A 3,875-nucleotide genomic window follows, 5' to 3' on the forward strand; every position below is an offset into this window, starting at 1 on the left:
GAAAAGTGGCGTATTGGCTTCCGGAAAAGAAATACCAACCGGCCCCAGCGACAGTCAAGACAAGCAAGAACCCCACGAATGCGATTGTCGCCTTCGTGTTGATATGGTTTCCCATCGCGCACGCCTCCACGGCTATGCCGAACCCCGCCAGCGAAACGGGAACCAGCGGTCGATGTCAGCCTTATCTGCGGGACTGACTGGTTAGTGCCGCCCAACTCACCAATCCGTGGTGTCGAAAGTGCCCGACGCCTTGCGGGAGTGCGCATGTTAAACGGCCGACGAAGCCAGAATATTCCATTCTGATCGGTCAGCGCCTGGTGTGTCTGGCCGCTCGCACGAACCCGTCAGCCATCGTCGGCGGCGCTCCCCCTTTCGGCGAAAATAATTTCGTCCCCCATGGAATAAATTCGACGACAGTATGACGATTCCCGTCGTCTAGAGTTTGCACGGGAGATGGAATAGACGGTCGACAGCAGTTCTTTATTCAACCCTGCGGCTCGTTCGCTTGAGGCAACCAGAGCCACCCGGGCCCCCTCGCTATGCCGATGCGAAAGCGATATCGGACGGGCTGCCGACTGCGACGTAGGTTCCTGTAGACCGAAGCTTGCCACTGGCCGTATCGACGGAAAAGATCGCGATGTGGTCGCTGCGTTGATTCAGCGAATACATGAAGCGGCCCGACGGATCGAATTTGATCACGCGCGGATAGTCACCCCCGGTCGGGATCTCCCCGACACGTTGCAGATGGCCGTTGCCGGCGACGCTGAACTGCACGATCGTGTCGTGCAGCCGGTTCGCCACGTAGATGAAGCGACCATCGTGTGAAAACACCAGTTCCGACGCGAAGCTCGTGCCCTGATACGCGTCCGGCAGCGTCGAGACCGACTGCAACCGCGTCAACCCGCCGTGCGCGCTGTCGTACGCGTAGCAGACGAGCGTCGACGCTTCCTCGGTGACCTCATACATATAGCGGCCATTCGGATGAAACGCGACGTGCCGCGGGCCAGCGCCAGGCGACGACGCGATGAACGGCGGGTCGTTCGGTGACAGTGCGCCAGTCGCTTCGTCGAACTTCCACATATACGTGCGATCGGCACCGAGATCGGTCGAGATCGCGAATCGACCGTCGGGCGAAGGCACAATTGTGTGCGCATGAGGACCATCGTGGTCGCTGATGGCAAAGCTGCCGGGCACGCCTTCCGCTGCGTGCGGCGCACCGGCCGGCGCCTGCGGCTGCTGAACAGAGCAAGCCTCGCCCAGCACACCGTCGTTCGAAACCGGAAAGACCGCGACGCTGCCGCTGTTGTAGTTCGCGACCATCAGGAAACGCCCGTTTGGATGCAGGCTCAGATAGACCGGCCCGGCACCGCGTGAGTTGACCGTGTTGACCAGACGCAGCACGCCAGTGCCGCTTTCGATCGCATAGGAGCTGATCGAACCGTTCGACGTGCCGTTGTAGTTCTTGACCTCGCTTACAGCGAACAGGAAGCGCTGTTGCCGATCAACGACCAAGTTGCTCGGATTCTCGATGCCACGCATTGGCGCGAGCGCGTCGAGCTTGCCGCTATTGCGGTCAACCTGGAAGCGATGGATGCCGAGGCCATTGGGCGTGTAGGTGCCGACGTACGCAAATAACGGCTTGCTGATATCGGCAACGTCCGTGGTACTTTTGCTCGCGGCCTGCGCCGCACGAGTTGCCGCGAGCGAACCAATCGCCGAAGCGACAGCCACCGCGCTCACGCTTTTTAGCCAGACGCGTCGCGCCTGCGAACCAGGTACACCGAGATTGCTAACATTGCTCATTGCCTGCCTCCTGGATAGTGACCGACAGCCTTCGGGTGAACAGGAGCGCCGCGAGACGGATGACCCTCTCGCACACGGTCCACGTCATGAAAACTTTAGCGTGCGGTCGCGTTGAAATAAACACTAAGTAGTCCGTATCCGCCATCGTTCACATGCGAACGCGCCCGCGCCGTAGCAGTCCTTCTGTTGCAGTGGGAGACGTCGCAGCGGAGGGTGGCACCCGACTCGCGAGCATCTACAGTCGGGCGCGAGGCTGCGACAACGCATTCGATGACTTGATCAGGTCTTCGAGCATGGCCGCGCGCTTTTCCGGGTCCCTATCGCGGCTCGTCATGAAGCACAACGCCGCGACCGCCGTGCCAGTGCGGTCGTGTATCGGCGCTGCCATGCAGTATCGGAAGGTGTGCGAAAGACCTTCGGTGCAGCAGTAACCCTGTTCAGCAGCGCGTTCGACATCGCGCACGAAGTCTTCAAACTCCACGCGCTTCCCGTTATCGAGGATAAAGTCTTCGTCCGGGATCAGCTTCCGAATTGCATCCGCGCTCAGGTGTGCGAGCAACAGGCGGCCCGTCGCGGTCCATGGAATGGGCACCTTCACGCCGATATCAGAACTGATATTGAACGGCCGTGAGCTGTTCTCCGAGAGGACGACCGTGTATTTGTTGCCCTCCAGCATGCACAGCTGAGCGGTTTCATCGTGCTTGAAGACGAGTGCGAGGATAGCCTGATGGGCGCGGCTGATCAGATCGTTGTGCACCGCGTAGTCGTACCCGTAGTAATGCATCTCGCGACCGAAAAACACGCTGCCGTCGGCCGTAGTTTCGAGCCATCCAGCATCCGAGAGAATCGTGACCAATTCGTAGATGCTCGAGCGTGGCGCGCCGGTCGCTTCAATCAGTTCGCGCATCGTCATAGGCCGCCGCGCGATATGCAACTGCTTGAAGATGCTGACGACCCGATCAACTCCTCTGGCCCTAGATGATTCTGGTGAAGACATTGGCTCAACTCTTCATCGGCGATTAGTGCTCGGCCGTCGAGCACTTAGTTGTCTGATATACCGGACAGTTGTCCGGCTCAGCGGATGAAACAAAGTCTTTCATGGAACGCAAATCGTTGCAATAGGGGGATAGATGGGTTGGGTCGCGGCGATAACGCGCGTGATCACGGCAACGTCGCCGAGTCGCATTGAGGCAGGGTGGCTTCAGGGACAGTCGTTACGTCTTTATTGAGTCTTGTGCGCTACAGTTGAAATACGTATCAACCGGCGATCAGCGAGCTGCTTCCGATGCTGCTCTCGACGGTCTTGTACGTGTGAAGTGAAAGTTGACGTGAGGTCGAGCCATCCAACTTCAATCGGGTAACCTGTTCAGCTTCGAAGCGAAGCGCGGCGGCGAAGAGCGCATCGACATGCTCATCACGGGACAGCGCCTGAACGTGGAGCGGATCGTGTCCATGGGACACACGAGTCCCGAAGGGTTCTGGTACGACGACTCGCGCGCCGAATGGGTTGTACTGCTGTCGGGCGCGGCCGTGCTCGAGTTCGAAGAGGACTCGACGCTACACGACATGCGCCCCGGCGACTACGTGCTGATCGAGCCGCATTGCCGGCATCGCGTTGCGTGGACGCATGCCACAGAGCAAACCGTCTGGCTTGCGATCTACCACGAACGCTGAACTGAGCGCCGATTCATACGCCGCGTTCGACCATCGTCGAGAGTCCCGACAGCCGAGGTGTTGTCCAGTGCCGCAGTGAGTGACGCGGGCTCCCTGATTTCGCTCGGCTTTCAAACCGCGGCGTCACAGGCGCGCTACGTTGGCCGGATGTTTTGGTTCACGCGGAAAAGGTTGCCGGGGTCCAGGTCCCGCTTGATCGAGAGCAGCCGCGAGTAGTTGTCCCGGAAGCTGGCCTTTACCCGGTCCTGTCCCTCTTCCATCATGAAGTTCACGTATGCGCCTCCGGCCGAGTAAGGATGCAATGCGCTCTGGTAATCGCGAGCCCAGGTACTGATCCGTTCCACGTTCGCCGGATCCGGGTCGACACCGACATACACCGCTGCCCAACGGGCATCGCG

At 59.8% G+C, this 3,875-nt stretch carries 5 protein-coding genes; 2 read left to right on the forward strand and 3 right to left on the reverse strand.

Translation table 11 applies throughout. From position 1 onward, the window contains the following. Positions 1-197: hypothetical protein (locus tag WCA53_RS30310; RefSeq protein ID WP_423920096.1), on the forward strand; the 197-nt coding region annotated here is incomplete at its 5' end. A 340-nt stretch (positions 198-537) separates the two neighbouring features. On the opposite strand, the gene WCA53_RS30315 is transcribed toward WCA53_RS30310, so the two are convergent. Both WCA53_RS30315 and WCA53_RS30320 read right to left on the reverse strand, forming a co-directional pair. Beyond that, positions 538-1,803, reverse strand: coding sequence for a lactonase family protein (locus tag WCA53_RS30315; RefSeq protein WP_423920100.1), 1,266 nt, complete (start codon positions 1,801-1,803; stop codon positions 538-540). 235 nt (positions 1,804-2,038) lie between these two features. Further along, positions 2,039-2,800: an IclR family transcriptional regulator gene (locus WCA53_RS30320; RefSeq protein ID WP_423920107.1), complete on the reverse strand. Its 762-nt coding sequence runs from the start codon at positions 2,798-2,800 to the stop codon at positions 2,039-2,041. Between the two features lie 344 nt (positions 2,801-3,144). Between WCA53_RS30320 and WCA53_RS30325 the strand changes: the two genes are divergently transcribed. Continuing rightward, entirely contained in the window at positions 3,145-3,477 is a 333-nt protein-coding gene (locus tag WCA53_RS30325) for a cupin domain-containing protein (RefSeq protein ID WP_423920113.1), read from the forward strand. 134 nt (positions 3,478-3,611) lie between these two features. Here the strand turns inward: WCA53_RS30325 and WCA53_RS30330 are convergent. Then, a partial coding sequence (locus WCA53_RS30330; protein WP_423920110.1) for a BBE domain-containing protein occupies positions 3,612-3,875 on the reverse strand: 264 nt, incomplete at its 5' end.

The sequence above is a fragment of the Caballeronia sp. genome (assembly GCF_049581465.1).
Taxonomy (GTDB): Bacteria; Pseudomonadota; Gammaproteobacteria; order Burkholderiales; family Burkholderiaceae; genus Caballeronia.

Excerpts from the sequence above, each read along its gene's own strand:
- WCA53_RS30320 (WP_423920107.1), bottom strand. The coding sequence starts at position 2,800 with ATGTCTTCACCAGAATCATCTAGGGCCAGAGGAGTTGATCGGGTCGTC.
- WCA53_RS30315 (WP_423920100.1), bottom strand. The coding sequence starts at position 1,803 with ATGAGCAATGTTAGCAATCTCGGTGTACCTGGTTCGCAGGCGCGACGC.